General features: G+C 64.2%; 14 protein-coding genes and 1 other RNA gene. 6 read left to right on the forward strand and 9 right to left on the reverse strand.

Going from position 1 to position 11,804, the window contains the following annotated elements:
* Positions 1–36 precede the first annotated feature (36 nt).
* Complete coding sequence (locus tag H7692_RS00555; RefSeq protein ID WP_222136280.1) at positions 37–1,713, reverse strand: M28 family metallopeptidase; 1,677 nt, start codon at positions 1,711–1,713, stop codon at positions 37–39.
* A gap of 205 nt (positions 1,714–1,918) precedes the next feature.
* Between H7692_RS00555 and H7692_RS00560 the strand changes: the two genes are divergently transcribed.
* A complete protein-coding gene (locus H7692_RS00560) occupies positions 1,919–3,895 on the forward strand; it encodes an alpha/beta hydrolase family protein (RefSeq protein ID WP_227339600.1) in 1,977 nt (658 codons plus the stop codon).
* Between the two features lie 69 nt (positions 3,896–3,964).
* On the opposite strand, the gene rpsD is transcribed toward H7692_RS00560, so the two are convergent.
* Complete coding sequence (gene rpsD, locus H7692_RS00565; RefSeq protein WP_201924912.1) at positions 3,965–4,576, reverse strand: 30S ribosomal protein S4; 612 nt, start codon at positions 4,574–4,576, stop codon at positions 3,965–3,967.
* 200 nt (positions 4,577–4,776) lie between these two features.
* Between rpsD and H7692_RS00570 the strand changes: the two genes are divergently transcribed.
* Entirely contained in the window at positions 4,777–5,085 is a 309-nt protein-coding gene (locus H7692_RS00570) for a chorismate mutase (protein ID WP_222136278.1), read from the forward strand.
* Between the two features lie 17 nt (positions 5,086–5,102).
* Here the strand turns inward: H7692_RS00570 and H7692_RS00575 are convergent, their stop codons facing one another.
* Genes H7692_RS00575 through rpiB form a run of 6 tightly spaced genes read right to left on the reverse strand, consistent with a single transcriptional unit; the run spans position 5,103 to position 8,569 of the window.
* Positions 5,103–5,348: a hypothetical protein gene (locus tag H7692_RS00575; RefSeq protein WP_222136277.1), complete on the reverse strand. Its 246-nt coding sequence runs from the start codon at positions 5,346–5,348 to the stop codon at positions 5,103–5,105.
* 33 nt (positions 5,349–5,381) lie between these two features.
* On the reverse strand, positions 5,382–6,113 hold the full coding sequence (locus H7692_RS00580; RefSeq protein WP_222136276.1) for an RNA methyltransferase: 732 nt from the start codon (positions 6,111–6,113) through the stop codon (positions 5,382–5,384).
* The gene (gene nrdR / locus H7692_RS00585) at positions 6,110–6,574 is read right to left on the reverse strand and encodes a transcriptional regulator NrdR (protein ID WP_201924920.1); all 465 of its coding nucleotides are present in this window, start codon (positions 6,572–6,574) and stop codon (positions 6,110–6,112) included. The genes H7692_RS00580 and nrdR overlap by 4 nt, the downstream gene beginning before the upstream one ends.
* Positions 6,575–6,577: 3 nt before the next feature.
* Complete coding sequence (locus H7692_RS00590) at positions 6,578–6,796, reverse strand: hypothetical protein (protein WP_201924922.1); 219 nt, start codon at positions 6,794–6,796, stop codon at positions 6,578–6,580.
* Positions 6,797–6,800: 4 nt separating this feature from the next.
* Positions 6,801–8,108: a serine hydroxymethyltransferase gene (glyA, locus tag H7692_RS00595; RefSeq protein WP_222136275.1), complete on the reverse strand. Its 1,308-nt coding sequence runs from the start codon at positions 8,106–8,108 to the stop codon at positions 6,801–6,803.
* Complete coding sequence (gene rpiB / locus H7692_RS00600) at positions 8,105–8,569, reverse strand: ribose 5-phosphate isomerase B (protein ID WP_201924926.1); 465 nt, start codon at positions 8,567–8,569, stop codon at positions 8,105–8,107. Before rpiB ends, glyA begins: the two co-directional genes overlap by 4 nt.
* 149 nt (positions 8,570–8,718) lie before the next feature.
* Here rpiB and H7692_RS00605 point away from each other — a divergent pair, with 149 nt between their 5' ends.
* A complete protein-coding gene (locus H7692_RS00605; RefSeq protein WP_201924928.1) occupies positions 8,719–8,883 on the forward strand; it encodes a hypothetical protein in 165 nt (54 codons plus the stop codon).
* Between the two features lie 102 nt (positions 8,884–8,985).
* On the opposite strand, the gene H7692_RS00610 is transcribed toward H7692_RS00605, so the two are convergent.
* On the reverse strand, positions 8,986–9,642 hold the full coding sequence (locus H7692_RS00610) for an alpha/beta hydrolase (RefSeq protein ID WP_201924930.1): 657 nt from the start codon (positions 9,640–9,642) through the stop codon (positions 8,986–8,988).
* Between the two features lie 277 nt (positions 9,643–9,919).
* Between H7692_RS00610 and H7692_RS00615 the strand changes: the two genes are divergently transcribed.
* The 3 genes from H7692_RS00615 (at position 9,920) to ffs (ending at position 11,796) form a co-directional block, all read left to right on the forward strand.
* On the forward strand, positions 9,920–11,011 hold the full coding sequence (locus H7692_RS00615) for a cysteine desulfurase family protein (protein WP_222136273.1): 1,092 nt from the start codon (positions 9,920–9,922) through the stop codon (positions 11,009–11,011).
* Positions 11,008–11,346 carry a 2Fe-2S iron-sulfur cluster-binding protein gene (locus H7692_RS00620; protein WP_201924934.1) on the forward strand — a complete coding sequence of 113 codons (339 nt, stop codon included), beginning with the start codon at positions 11,008–11,010 and terminating at the stop codon, positions 11,344–11,346. Before H7692_RS00615 ends, H7692_RS00620 begins: the two co-directional genes overlap by 4 nt.
* Before the next feature lie 352 nt (positions 11,347–11,698).
* Positions 11,699–11,796, forward strand: an RNA gene (gene ffs / locus H7692_RS00625) — signal recognition particle sRNA small type.
* Positions 11,797–11,804 lie beyond the last annotated feature (8 nt).

Consider the following 11,804-nt stretch of genomic DNA (forward strand, 5'->3'; position numbering starts at 1 on the left):
CTGGCGCGGGTCGGCCGCTGCGGGATTTCTTCTGCGTCAGGAGGCGCTGCGCGACTTGTCGCGGGCGGCGCGGAATTCGTCGCCCTCGTTCCAGTTCGGCCAGGCGCTCGTCATCGCCAGCATCCGTCCGACGGCATAATAGAGGCGCAGGTCGGCCATCATGCCGTCCCAGTTGGTGATCGCCTCAAATTCGTCGCCTGGCGCATGATAGCGCTTTTCGACATAGTCCTCGGCGGCCTTCTTGCCCGCTTCGACCCCACCATCGACCAGATCCTCGCCGCTTTCGAAGTAGATCATCGGGACGCCGCGCTTGGCAAAGCTGAAATGATCGGAACGATAATAGAAGCCCTTTTCGGGCGTCGGCTCGTCGACGACGGTCCGCTCGTCGGTGAGCGCGGCCTTTTCGAGATAGGCGTCGAGCTGCGACTTGCCGCGGCCGACGACGACGATGTCGCGCGTCGGGCCGACGGGGTTGAGTGCGTCCATATTGACGCCCGCAACGGTCTGGCCGAGCGGGAAAACGGGGTTGTCGGCATAAAATTTCGACCCGAGCAGTCCCGATTCCTCCGCAGTGACGGCAAGGAAGACCAGGCTGCGGTCGGGCGCACCCGCCGCCTTGAACGCCTGTGCGAGCGTCACGAGCGCCGCGGTGCCGGTCGCATTGTCGACCGCGCCGTTGCAGATGTCGTCGCCATCGACGGGCGTGCAGCGGCCGAGGTGATCCCAGTGCGCGGTGTAGAGCACATATTCGTCGGGCCGTTTCGCACCCGGAAGCACGCCGATGACGTTGCGCGACATTTTCTTGGCGATGCGGTTGTCGAAGCCGAACGACGCCTTGACGCCGGACAGCGGCACCGCCTTGAAGCCCTTTTTCTTTGCGGCTTCGCGCAGCGCGTCGAAATCCTTGCCCGCGCCCGCAAAGAGCTGCTTCGCCTTTTCGAGCTGGATCCAGCCGTTCGCCGCGGTCTGGTCGGCGCCGCCATTGGTGCTGTCGGCCAGATATTGCGTGCCCGTCCAGCTCGATTCGACGACGTTCCAGCCATAGGCGGCGGGCTCGGTGTCGTGGACGATCAGCGCCGCCGCCGCGCCCTGCCGCGCCGCTTCTTCATATTTGTAGGTCCAGCGACCATAATAGGTCATCGCGCGGCCGTTGAATTCGCCTTGCGCCTCGGGCGTCTGCCAGTCGGGATCGTTGACGAGGATGACGACCGTCTTCCCTTTCACATCGATACCGGCATAGTCGTTCCAGCCCTTTTCGGGGGCGTTGATGCCATAGCCGACAAAAACGACGTCGCTGTCCTTGACCGAAATGCTGGGTTGGACGCGATAGCTGCCCGCGACATAGTCGGCGCCATATTGCAGCGTCATCGGCGCGGCGCCGCCGGAAAAGGTGAGGGGGGTCGGATTGACCGCGGTTATCTCGACAAGCGGAACGTCCTGCGTCCAGCTGCCATTGTTTCCGGGCTGAAGCCCCGCCTCCTTGAACTTCTCGATCAGCAGCGCGACGGTCTTTTCCTCGCCCGCGGTACCGGGTGAACGGCCTTCGAATTCGTCGGACGATAGCTGCCGGGTGACGTCCTGCAACGTCGAAAGCGACAGTTCGGGGACATCGACGTCGGGGATGGCGGTGTTCGGATCGTCGCTTTCGGGGCTGCATGCGGCAAGCGACAACAGCGCGGCGAACGCGGTTGGGGCGGAAAAAAATCGGGGCATTATTTGTCCTACTATCGTCCGGGGATGCACTGTTGTGCCAGCCAGCATCCATGCAGGCAAGGGTCGCATCCAGCGTGGCAGCTTTGCATATTGCGTGTGCGATTGACGCGATTATGGTGCAGCGCATGGGCGCGCGTCAACGCGACGACGGCCTTTTTTCATGAAGTTAGGCACGTTTTGAGCGGCGCCTTTCGGGGGGGTAGTGATGCAGATTTCAAAACGCATGTTGCTGGCGTCGGCAGTTCTATTGGCGGCAGTGCCTGCGCGGGCCGACGATCAGGTCGCGGCGCTGTTCGGCGCGCGCGAACAAGTGCGCCAAGTGGCAATTTCACCCGACGGCGAGCGGCTGCTGGCGGTGCAGGCCATAAAGGGATCGGGTACGGTGGCGAGCGTCATCACCATATCGACGGGCGACACAAAGCCGGTACTGGTATCAAAGGGTGGCGACGAGCAGTTGCGCTACTGCGAATGGGCGCTCAACGACCGTCTTGTTTGTACCGTGTCGGTCATCAACCGCGGGACGACCGACCTGCACGGCTTTTCGCGCATGTTGGCGCTCGACGCCGACGGCCAGAACATGCAGATGCTGACCAGCCAGATGCGCTCGCGTGCTTTCGGGCAGAGCCAGTATGGCGGCGAAATTGTCGACTGGAATGATGGCGAAGGCGGCGACCGCGTGCTGATGACGCGCGTCGCGACGGGCGAATATCAGGCGGGGTCGATCCTCTCCCGGTCGGAATCGGGACTTGGCGTCGATGCGGTCGACACGCGTACGCTCAAACGTAAACTTGTCGAGCCGCCGCGGGATGGTGTCGTCGACTATATTTCCGATGGGCGCGGCACGGTCCGCATGATGGTCACCCAGCGCGAAACCAAGGATGGCTACGCCGCCGACACGCTCGACATCCTTTATCGCAAGCCGGGGAGCCGCAGCTGGAACAGGTTCGGCACCTATGTCAACGAGGCGGGGCGTGGGCGCGGCTTTTACCCGGTGGCGGTCGATCCCAATCTGAACGTCGCCTATGGCTTTGACGATCACAACGGCCGCCAGGCGCTTTTCTCGGTTTCGCTCGACGGGAACATGACACGCAAATTGATCGCCACGCATGATCAGGTTGACGTCGACGGCCTGATGCGGATCGGGCGCGACAACCGGGTCATCGGGACGAGCTACGCGACCGACAAGCGCTATAGCGAATTTTTCGATCCCGAACTCGGCGCGCTACGCACCGCATTGGGCAAAGCGCTGCCCGGGAATCCGTCGGTCAGCTTTGTCGATACGAACGCTGACGAAAGCAAGATCGTCATGTGGGTAGGCAGCGACGTCGATCCCGGCGGTTATTATTTGTATGACAAGAAGACGAAACAGCTCGCCGAAATCCTGAAAAAACGCCCGCAGCTCGATCCGGGTCAACTCGCGCGGGTCAAGGCCGTAAGCTACAAGTCGCGCGACGGCGTCGACATCCCGGCTTATCTGACCCTTCCCGCAGGATCGGATGGAAAAGATCTACCCGCCATCGTCATGCCGCACGGCGGCCCGGGTTCGCGCGACGAATGGGGTTTCGACTGGCTTCCGCAATATTATGCGATGCGGGGCTATGCCGTCCTGCAGCCCAATTTCCGTGGCTCGACCGGCTATGGTTCGCAATGGTTCCAAAAAAACGGCTTTCAGTCGTGGCCCGTCGCCATCGGCGACGTCAACGATGGTGCCAAATGGCTGGTGTCGAGCGGTATCGCGGCGCCGGGCAAAGTCGCCGGCGTCGGTTGGTCCTATGGAGGCTATGCCGTGCTGCAATCAGGCGTGACCGAGCCGGGCCTTTTCAAGGCCATCGTGGCCATCGCCCCGGTCACCGACTTGGAGTTGCTACGCGAAGAATCGCGTAACTTTTCCAACTTCCGGCTGACCGACGCTTTCATTGGCCGCGGTGATCATGTCGTGTCGGGTTCGCCCGCGCGCAATGTCGAAAAGATTTCGGTACCCGTCATGCTCGTTCACGGCGACTATGACCAGAATGTCAGCGTCGAACAGTCGCGGCGTATGGAAGGCCGTCTGCGCGGAGCTGGGAAGAAGGTCGAGTATCTGGAGTTCAAGGGTCTCGATCACCAGCTCGACGACGATGTCGCGCGTACGCGAATGTTGGCCGACTCGGACAAGCTTCTGCGCGCCGCTCTCGGCCTTTGATACGATGCACGAAACGAAAAGGGCGGCCCGTCGCCGGACCGCCCTCTTGTCTCTTCGCGATCGAACCGATCAGCGCGAATAGAATTCGACGACCAGGTTCGGTTCCATCTTCACCGGATAGGGAACTTCATCGAGCGAGGGAACGCGCACGAAGGTCGCCTTGGTGCCGTCGACCGCGACATATTCGGGAAGGTCGCGCTCGGGAAGGCTCTGCGCTTCGGCGACGAGCGCCATTTCCTGCGCCTTCTTGCCGAGGGTGACTTCGTCGCCCGGCTTCACGAGTCGGCTCGCGATGTTGCACTTCACGCCGTTGACATAGACGTGGCCGTGGCTGACGAGCTGGCGCGCCGAGAAGATCGTCGGGGCGAACTTTGAACGATAGACAACCGCGTCGAGGCGGCGTTCGAGCAGACCGATCAGATTCTGGCCGGTGTCGCCCTTCATCCGCGATGCTTCGAAATAATTCTTCTTGAACTGCTTTTCGGTGATGTCGCCGTAATAGCCCTTCAGCTTCTGCTTTGCGCGCAGCTGGATGCCGAAGTCCGACATCTTGCCCTTGCGGCGCTGGCCGTGCTGGCCGGGGCCATATTCGCGGCGGTTGACCGGACTCTTCGGGCGACCCCAGATGTTTTCGCCCATCCGGCGGTCGAGTTTGTACTTGGCGCTCTGGCGCTTCGACATAATCGTCTCCAATTTGCTATGTGCCGAAGGATTTCGGCGGTTCCCGGGTCGCACCGCAGGAGCCGGGTCCTGCGCGACCACCGCTTCACCGGGGTGCGGGGTCAATTTGCGAAGGCGCGCGGTTAGACGGCGGCGGGGCCAAAGTCAAGTGGGGCGCCGCACGCTCGACAGCCGCGAAAAAGCCGCTAAAGGCAGCGCGCATGAGCGTCAAACCCCCCGAAGCCTGCGAAACCATGACCGACGTGCGCGCGGGCGTCGATGCCGTCGACCGCGAACTGGTCGCGCTTCTCGTCCGCCGCTTCGGCTATATGGATGCCGCCGCGCGCATCAAGGCCGACCGCGTTGCCGTTCGCGACGAAGCGCGCAAGGCGGAAGTGCTGGCCAACGTCATGCGCGAAGCGACAGCCGCCGGGCTCGTCCCGCACCGGATCGAGTCGGTATGGAACGAACTCGTCGAACAGTCGATCGCTTATGAATTCGAAGTTTGGGACCGGCTGAGGGCGAGCTAGTCCCCAAAGCAGCGCGATTAGCTGCCGACGCCGTTGCTGCGAGATTCGAGTTGCTGGCTCGCGACATTGCCTTCGATCGCATCCCATTCCGCCTGCGTCTTGCACGTGCGGGAGCTGAGGCGACTGCCGGTGACACGGTCGGGTTTGCAGATCCGCTTCACCTTCTGCGGCTTCGCACTTTGCTGGGCAGGGACAGGTTGCGCCGGCGCATCGGCGGCAACCGAAGCGGCAGCAAATATAAGGGTCATCGAATAAATAATCATGGGGAGATATCCTGTTCTGTTATGACAGGCCCATTACCTGAATTTCCTATTTCGGCCAAGACTTGAGATGATTCCATGCATCATCTTGATATCATTGCAGGACCAGCCCGTTTTAGTTAGCGCGGTGCGCAAGGTTCGCAGCGTCGCGTCGGTCCGTTCGGGCGGGAAGAAATAGCCCGCGGCGTCGAGGTCGCGCACGAAATGCTGGACCAGCTCTTCCATCTCGCCATGCGGCGCGGGCGGGTCGAGGTCGACCGCCGGCGGCTGCGACAGCGCGGCGCCCTTTGACCATTCATAGGCAAGCAGGATCACCGCCTGCGCAAGGTTGAGCGAGCCGAATTCGGGGTTGATCGGCACGGTGACGATGCTGTGCGCGAGCGCGACGTCGTCGGTTTCGAGCCCAGAGCGTTCGGGCCCGAAGATATAAGCCGAGCGTCCTGCGGTGCCGCGCACCTGCTGCGCGGCGGCCTCGGGCGTCAATACGGGCTTGCTCACGCCGCGCTTGCGCACGGTCGTGGCATAGATGTGCGTGCAGTCGGCGACCGCTTCGGCGAGGCTGTCGAACAGCTGCGCGCCCGCGAGGACGATGTCGGCACCCGACGCTGCCGGTCCCGCGTCGGGATTCGGCCAGCCGTCGCGCGGCGCAACGAGGCGCATTTCGGTAAGCCCGAAGTTGAGCATCGCGCGCGCCGCCTTGCCGATATTCTCACCGAGTTGCGGACGGACGAGGACGATCACGGGGGGAGGGGTTTCGGGAGCGGTCAATTCTTGTGCGCCGCTTCGGTTACGCTCGATGCAAATTCCTCGAAATCCTTGGCCTCGGTGAATTCGCGATAGACGCTGGCGAAGCGGATATAGGCGACGCTGTCGAAACCTTTCAGCGCCTCCATCACCATCGCCCCGATCTGTGCGGCCCTTACCTCATTCTCGCCCGAGGTTTCGAGCTGGCGCTGGATGCCCGACACCAGCCGCTCGATCCGCGCGCCGTCGATCGGGCGCTTGCGGCATGCGATCTGGACGCTGCGCATCAGCTTTTCGCGGTCGAAGGGCTCGCGCCGCCCGTCGGCCTTGAGCACGCCGACTTCGCGCAGCTGGATGCGCTCGAAGGTGGTGAAGCGCGCGCCGCAGTCCTCGCACTGGCGGCGGCGGCGGATCGCAGCGCCGTCCTCGGTGGGACGGCTGTCCTTCACCTGGCTGTCTTCATGACCGCAATAGGGACAGCGCATCGTTTAGCGCTTCACCCGCGTGTAAAGCGCAACCGCGGCTCCGGCGAGCAATCCGACGGGCCACGAAATGACGGGGAGGACGAGTCCCGCAGCAGCCCCGATGACGCCGCCGGTCAGCACCGTGGGGGTCGAGGGGTGTTTCATCCCCTGCTTGCCCATGGCCTTGACCTCTTCGATCGTCAGTTCGACGAGCGTCGGTTCCTCGGGGCTTTGCCGCGCCATGATCCTATCCCTGATAGATGGGGAAGCGTTCGCAGAGCGCGCGCACGCGGCCGCGGACGTCGGCCTCGACATCGGCGTCGCCATGCTCGCCCTTGTCGCGCAGCGCCTCCAGCACGTCGGCGACCATATCGCCGATCGCTTCGAACTCGGCGATGCCGAAGCCGCGCGTCGTGCCCGCGGGCGATCCGACGCGGATGCCGCTGGTCTTGACCGGCGGCAGCGGATCGAAGGGGACGCCATTCTTGTTGCACGTGATCGCGCTGCGTTCGAGCGCCTCGTCGGCGTCGCGCCCGGTCACGCCGAGCGGGCGCAGGTCGATCAGCGCGAGGTGCGTGTCGGTGCCGCCCGCGACGACATCGGCGCCGCGTGCCTTGAGCCGGTTCGCGAGCGCCTGCGCATTGGCGATCGTTGCCTTCGCATAATCCTTGAACTCGGGGCGCAGCGCCTCGCCAAAGGCGACCGCCTTCGCCGCGATGACATGCATCAGCGGGCCGCCCTGCAGGCCGGGGAAGACCGCCGAATTGATGCGCTTGGCGATCGCTTCGTCATTGGTCAGGATCATGCCGCCGCGCGGACCGCGCAGCGTCTTGTGCGTCGTCGTGGTCACGACATGCGCGTGCGGCAGCGGCGACGGGTGCGCCCCGCCCGCAACGAGCCCTGCGAAATGCGCCATATCGACCATCAGCAGCGCGCCGACATCGTCGGCAATCGCGCGGAAGCGCGCGAAATCGAGCGTGCGCGGATAGGCCGAGCCGCCCGCGATGATCAGCGAGGGGCGATGTTCCTTGGCCAGCGCCTCGACCTGGTCGAAATCGACGAGATGGTCGTCGGCGCGCACGCCATATTGAACGGCGTTGAACCATTTGCCCGACATCGCCGGCGGCGCGCCGTGCGTCAGGTGCCCGCCCGCGTCGAGGCTCATGCCGAGAATCGTCGCGCCCGGCTTGGACAGCGCGAGCATCACCGCGCCGTTCGCCTGCGCGCCCGAGTGCGGCTGGACATTGGCATAGCCGCAATCGAAAAGCTGCTTCGCGCGGTCGATCGCAAGCCGTTCGACCTCGTCCGACGGCGCGCAGCCCTGATAATAGCGGCGCCCCGGATAGCCTTCGGCATATTTGTTGGTGAAGACGCTGCCCTGCGCTTCGAGCACCGCCTTCGACACGATGTTTTCCGAAGCGATCAGCTCGATCTGATATTGCTCGCGCTCCAGCTCATGCTTCATCGCCGCCGCAACCGCGGGGTCGGTCGTGCCGACGCCGTCGGTGAAATAACCGGCCGATTTGATGGGCTTGTCGAGTGTTTCTGTGGTCATCGGCTGGTCTCCAGATGGGGAGGATTGAAGGAGGGATTGGACAATTTATCGACGCGGCGCGCGTGGCGGTCGCCCGCGAATTCGGTGGTCAGAAAAGCCGTCAGGCAAGCCTTCGCCATGTCGATGCCGGTCAGCCGCGCGCCCATCGCGATGACGTTCGCATCATTATGCTCGCGCGCGAGCTTGGCCGACAGCGGTTCGCCGACGAGCGCGCAGCGGCACGCGGGGTTGCGATTGACCGAGATCGAGATGCCGATGCCCGAACCGCACAGCGCAACGCCGCGCTCGGCGCTGCCGTCGGCGACGGCTTCGGCAAGGCGATAGCCATAATCGGGATAGTCGACGCTGTCGGGGCCATCGGTGCCGAGGTCGGCGACCTCGTGCCCCTCGCCGCGCAGCCAGTCGGCAAGGGCGGCTTTCAGCTCCCATGCGGCGTGGTCAGAGGCAATGGCGATGCGCATCGGCGCGGCTCCCGCTGTTCGTCAAGGAATCGATGTCGGCCCTTTAGGCGAAGCGCCGCGAATTGGCCATAAGCCGCGCGCGCTTTTCGACGCGATTATGTCACAAAGCCGATTTGACCGCCACAGGTGTGCGCCCTAGAGCGCGCGATATGGGTGACCTTTTGCTCTCGATCGTGATGCTCGGCGGAATCGCATTGCTCGGCGGGGCGGTGTTCGTATTCCGGTCGGGCGACCGGCGCCGCGCGCTGCTGATGCTGGTTGCCGCGCTGGTGATGTTCGCCAACGTCGCGATCTGGCTGGTGCCGGTGAAATAGTCTCACCGCCATTGCGAGCGCAGCGAAGCAATCTCCAGCCATCGGCGTGAACTGCCGCATGCTGGAGATCGCTTCGTCGCTTCGCTCCTCGCGATGACGGGTTTAGCGGATCGGCGAATCGGGCGCGAGCCGCATATCCAGATAATTGTCGAGCGACTTCATCAGCTGCTCGAGCTCATGTTCGAAGAAATGGTTCGCGCGCGGGATCTCGTCGTGGTGGATCGTGATGCCCTTTTGCGTGCGCAGCTTGTCGACCAGCTTTTGCACCGCGGCCGGCGGCACGATCTCGTCCTGCCCGCCCGCGACGATGATGCCCGACGAGGGGCAGGGGGCGAGGAAGCTGAAATCATACATGTTCGCCGGCGGCGCGACCGACAGGAAGCCGCGAATTTCGGGGCGGCGCATCAGCAGCTGCATCCCGATCCACGCGCCGAAGCTGAAGCCCGCGACCCACGTCGTCTGCGCCTCGGGATGGATCGACTGCACCCAGTCGAGCGCCGAGGCGGCGTCGGACAGTTCGCCGATGCCATTGTCGAAGGTGCCCTGGCTGCGTCCGACTCCGCGAAAATTGAAGCGCAGCACAGCAAAGCCGCGCGCGACAAAGCTCTTGTACATCGCCTGCGTGATACGGTCGTTCATCGTGCCGCCGCCCTGCGGGTGCGGATGCAGGATCAGGGCGACAGGTGCGCGCGGACGCGGCGGCGGAGAGAAACGGCCTTCGATGCGGCCCTCGGGGCCGGGAAAAATGACGTCGGGCATTGGGGCACCTTCATGATCTGAGGCTTGTCACCGATTCGCCGAGGCGGCGGGGTGGCGGAGCGAAGATGGCGCCTATATAGAAAATAGGTCTCAACATGCAACTTTTGCGAATCGTTCGCAAAAATGGGCTGGGAGAGCCGTTTGACTCTTTCGTCACCCCGGACTTGATCCGGGGTCCATCCTTCCAGCGCTGCGTGAATGGACCCCGGATCAAGTCCGCGGTGACGGGGAGGGGAAGCGGCTCGACACTGGCGGGATTAGCAGGCAGATGCGCCCTATGATCTACCTCGACTATCAAGCCACTACGCCGCTCGCCCCCGAGGCGCGCGAAGCGATGCTGCGCTGGCTCGATGGGCCGGGCGAAGGCGACGGCTTTGCCAATCCGTCGAGCACGCACAAGGCGGGGCGTGCCGCCGCGGCGGCGGTCGAGGTGGCGCGCGACCAGGTCGCGGCGCTGCTGCCCAGGGGCGGGCGCGTCTATTTCACTTCGGGCGCGACCGAGGCGCTCAACTGGGCGCTGTTTCGCGGGGCTGAAGCGAAGCCGGGCGGGATTGCGGGGCTCAGCATCGAACATGCGGCATCGTTGCAATGTCTGGAGCGGTTGAACGCGACGATCCTTCCGGTCGATGGCGAAGGTCTCGCCCTGCCGCCCGACGAGGCACTGATTCCAGAGGGCGGTATCGTCGCGGCGATGCTTGTGAACAACGAGGTCGGGACGATCCAGCCGGTCGCCGATTTCGCCGCCGCCGCCCATGCGAAGAACAGTCTTTTGCTCTGCGACGCGGTGCAGGGCTTTGGGCGCATCGCGATCCCCGACGGCCCCGATTTGATCGCCGTGTCGGCGCACAAGATCCACGGCCCCAAGGGAATCGGCGCATTATGGGTGCGCGACGGCGTCGACCTGGAACCGCTGATGGTCGGCGGCGCGCAGGAACAGGGGATGCGCTCGGGCACCGTGTCGCCCGCGCTTTGTGCGGGGTTCGGCGCGGCAGCGGCGCTCGCGGCCGAGCGCATGGATAGCGACGTCGCGCATGTCGAACGGCTCTGGTCGCTCGCGATGGACATGCTTCCTGAATGGTCGCTCAACGGCGATGCGTCGCGGCGCTATCACGGCAATCTCAACGTGCGGCGCGAGGGCGTGAACGGCCTGCGCCTGATGTCCGACGCGCGCGAAGTCGCCTTTTCGCTCGGCAGCGCCTGCGGCAGCGGGTCGGGCAAGGTCAGCCATGTGCTGCGCGCGATGGGCGTGAGCGAGGGCGATGCACGCGCCTCGATCCGCCTCGGCTGGGGACGCTATACCAGCGAGGCCGAATTGCGCGAAGGGCTGGAAGCGATCAAGACGGCCGCGCGGCTGCAGGGAGTGAATTGATGCGCGTCACCTTCATCCACGCCGACGGCAAGGGCCGCACCGAGGCCGAGGCGGCGCCCGGCGACGTGCTGCTCGACGTCGCGCAGGCGCATCTGATGCCGCTCGAAGGGACGTGCGAGGGGCAGATGGCCTGCTCGACCTGCCACGTCATCGTCGCGAAAGAGGATTTCGACCGCCTCCCGCCCGCGAGCGAGGAGGAAGAGGATATGCTCGACCTCGCCGCCGGGGTGCGGCGCACGAGCCGCCTGTCGTGCCAGATCGTGCTCACCGAGGAAATGGACGGGCTGACGGTGCATATTCCGGATGAAAGCCGGAATATGCAGGGCGCCGGTTGAGCGGTAGCGGGCGAAAGCAGCCCCTCATTCATCGTCATCCCGGACTTGATCCGGGATCTATTCTTCCGACGCTGGGCGAATGGATCCCGGATCAAGTCCGGGATGACGAAGGTCTGTAAGCGATCGATTGCGGGCATAAAGCCCCTCCCCTTCAGGGGAGGGGTTGGGGTGGGGTCCATCGGCCTTGCGCAAGGGCGATGGACCCCACCCGCTGCAACTAGGCAGCAAGCTGCCAAGTTTCGCTGCCCTCCCCTGAAGGGGAGGGCATGATACTATCCCAACGTCCACTCCCCACCCCAAAGCCGACTTAATGGCCGACCTTGCATTTCCCTTCATCCCCCGCCATATGCGCCGCGGGAGTCGGGCGGACGCAGTCTTCGCCAACCCGGTCAGGTCCGGAAGGAAGCAGCCGCAACGAATTCGCTGCGGGTCGTTCCGGCTCCCACCCATTTCCCCCT

It is taken from the genome of Sphingopyxis sp. P8 (assembly GCF_020622175.1).
GTDB lineage: Bacteria > Pseudomonadota > Alphaproteobacteria > Sphingomonadales > Sphingomonadaceae > Sphingopyxis > Sphingopyxis jiangsuensis.

Bases quoted from the DNA above. Each gene is read 5' to 3' on its own strand.
- H7692_RS00555 (WP_222136280.1), bottom strand. From the start codon at position 1,713: ATGCCCCGATTTTTTTCCGCCCCAACCGCGTTCGCCGCGCTGTTGTCG.
- H7692_RS00560 (WP_227339600.1), top strand. From the start codon at position 1,919: ATGCAGATTTCAAAACGCATGTTGCTGGCGTCGGCAGTTCTATTGGCG.
- rpsD (WP_201924912.1), bottom strand. From the start codon at position 4,576: ATGTCGAAGCGCCAGAGCGCCAAGTACAAACTCGACCGCCGGATGGGC.
- H7692_RS00570 (WP_222136278.1), top strand. From the start codon at position 4,777: ATGAGCGTCAAACCCCCCGAAGCCTGCGAAACCATGACCGACGTGCGC.
- H7692_RS00575 (WP_222136277.1), bottom strand. From the start codon at position 5,348: ATGATTATTTATTCGATGACCCTTATATTTGCTGCCGCTTCGGTTGCC.
- nrdR (WP_201924920.1), bottom strand. From the start codon at position 6,574: ATGCGCTGTCCCTATTGCGGTCATGAAGACAGCCAGGTGAAGGACAGC.
- H7692_RS00590 (WP_201924922.1), bottom strand. From the start codon at position 6,796: ATGGCGCGGCAAAGCCCCGAGGAACCGACGCTCGTCGAACTGACGATC.
- glyA (WP_222136275.1), bottom strand. From the start codon at position 8,108: ATGACCACAGAAACACTCGACAAGCCCATCAAATCGGCCGGTTATTTC.
- rpiB (WP_201924926.1), bottom strand. From the start codon at position 8,569: ATGCGCATCGCCATTGCCTCTGACCACGCCGCATGGGAGCTGAAAGCC.
- H7692_RS00605 (WP_201924928.1), top strand. From the start codon at position 8,719: ATGGGTGACCTTTTGCTCTCGATCGTGATGCTCGGCGGAATCGCATTG.
- H7692_RS00610 (WP_201924930.1), bottom strand. From the start codon at position 9,642: ATGCCCGACGTCATTTTTCCCGGCCCCGAGGGCCGCATCGAAGGCCGT.
- H7692_RS00615 (WP_222136273.1), top strand. From the start codon at position 9,920: ATGATCTACCTCGACTATCAAGCCACTACGCCGCTCGCCCCCGAGGCG.